Origin of the sequence: Comamonas jiangduensis (genome assembly GCF_030162955.1) — a bacterium.
GTDB classification, from domain to species: domain Bacteria; phylum Pseudomonadota; class Gammaproteobacteria; order Burkholderiales; family Burkholderiaceae_C; genus Comamonas; species Comamonas jiangduensis.
Window position 1 is genome coordinate 1 of the sequence record NZ_JARXOV010000040.1, and the last position, 1,363, is coordinate 1,363.

The window sequence follows — 1,363 nt, forward strand, 5'->3', positions numbered from 1 at the left end:
GCCAAACACGCTGGCCCATTCGCTAAAGCTTAGGTTGGTGGTGATCACCACGCTGGTGCGTTCGTAAAGCGTCGAGAGCAGATGGAACAGTAGCGCACCACCAGATGAGCTGAAGGGCAGATAGCCCAGCTCATCGAGTATCACCAGATCGGTATGCACCAGCCTGTGGGCGAGCTGTCCGGCTTTGCCCTGTGCCTTCTCTTGCTCCAAGGCATTAACCAATTCCACAGTAGAGAAGAAGCGCACCCTTTGGCGGTGATGCTCAATTGCCTGAATACCCAGTGCCGTAGCGATGTGCGTCTTGCCAGTACCGGGGCCTCCGACAAGTACCACATTGTTAGCCTTCTCGATGAATTCACAGCGGTGAAGGCTGCGCACCAAGGCTTCATTGACTTCGCTGTGGGCAAAGTCAAAGCCCGCCAGATCTCTGTAAACAGGGAACTTGGCTGCCTTGAGCTGATAGGCAATAGAGCGCACTTCTCGCTCTGCGCTCTCGGCCTTGAGCAGTTGCGACAGTATGGGGTGTGCAGCTTCAAAGGCAGGAGAGCCTTGCTCGGCAAGCTCTGTCACGGCCTGAGCCATGCCAAACATCTTGAGCTGGCGCAGCATGATGATGATCGCTGCAATCGCGGGGGTCATGACGCATGGCGCACCTGTCGGAGTTGGTCATAGCGCACGACGTTGGCCTGGGGCTCAACGATCAAGGCCAGGGCTTGTGGCGAATGGATGGGCTCAGGCTGCGGCGCTCCATCAATGAGGCGGTGCAAGATATTGATGATGTGGGTCTTGCGGGGGGCACCATCCTCCAGGGCCAACTCGACAGCGGCCAGGACGGCCTGTTCATCGTGCTGCAACACCAAGGCAAGAACCTCCACCATCTCACGGTCGCCACCAGGCTGCTTCAGGAGCAAAGCTTGCAGCCGTTTAAAGGCGTCTGGCAGCTCGGCAAACGGAGCGCCATTACGCAATGCGCCGGGCTTGCGCTGCAATACGGCCAAGTAATGGCGCCAGTCATAGACCGTGCGGCCACCGTCTTGGTGATTGCGCTCAATGATGCGCGGGTGCTCACAGACAAGTTGGCCTTCAGCCACGACGACCAGGCGGTCGGCATAAACCTGCAAGCTCACAGGCCGGTTGGCATAAGAGGCTGGCACGCTGTAGCGATTGCGCTCAAAGTGCACCAAGCAGGTAGGCGAGACCCGTTTGGCATGCTCGACAAAGCCGTCAAACGGTCGAGGCATGGGCATCAAGCTAGAGCGCTCTTGCTGCCACACATCGGAGAGTGAGCCAGGTAACTGCCCATGCGCAATCTCTTGCCAGAGCTGCTGACACCGTTGCTCCAGCCACTCGTTGAGTGGCAGTC

Annotated in this window: 1 protein-coding gene and 1 pseudogene; both read right to left on the bottom strand. The window is 58.3% G+C overall.

All coding sequences use genetic code 11. From position 1 onward, the window contains the following. Window positions 1-646: pseudogene (gene istB, locus QEP12_RS16840) on the bottom strand (IS21-like element helper ATPase IstB); the annotation flags it as partial. After that, window positions 636-1,363, bottom strand: a 728-nt coding sequence (locus QEP12_RS16845) for a Mu transposase domain-containing protein (protein WP_431308110.1), incomplete at its 5' end; no start/stop codon positions are given. The gene QEP12_RS16845 and the pseudogene istB, both read right to left, overlap by 11 nt.